Source organism: Paraburkholderia sp. J67 (assembly GCF_905220265.1).
Lineage (GTDB): Bacteria > Pseudomonadota > Gammaproteobacteria > Burkholderiales > Burkholderiaceae > Paraburkholderia.
Genome location: NZ_CAJMZK010000132.1, coordinates 1 through 289 on the forward strand (window position 1 = coordinate 1; position 289 = coordinate 289).

A 289-nucleotide genomic window follows, 5' to 3' on the forward strand; every position below is an offset into this window, starting at 1 on the left:
TCAGCGCACCGACGTTCGTGCCCAGCGCCGAAATGTCCTTGGTCGTCAGTGCCTGGGTGTCGGCCGTGGACAGGCCCGAAAGCGTCAGACCGAGCACGCCCGCGGTGCTAAGCGCACCGATCTGCGTGGACGACAGGCCGGTAGACACCGCGCCAACCTGCGCTGCCGACAATGCGCCGACCTGTGCGGTCGAGAGCATCGCCGTGGTCAGCGAGGCGACGCTCGTGCCCAGTGCCGCGATGTTCGCGGTCGTGATCGCCTGCGTCTGCGCCGTGCTGAGCGAACCCGT

Annotated in this window: 1 protein-coding gene; it reads right to left on the minus strand. The window is 68.5% G+C overall.

Annotated features, from left to right (window positions below):
* Window positions 1–289, minus strand: a 289-nt coding sequence (locus U5782_RS41485) for a hypothetical protein (protein ID WP_322049654.1), incomplete at both ends; no start/stop codon positions are given.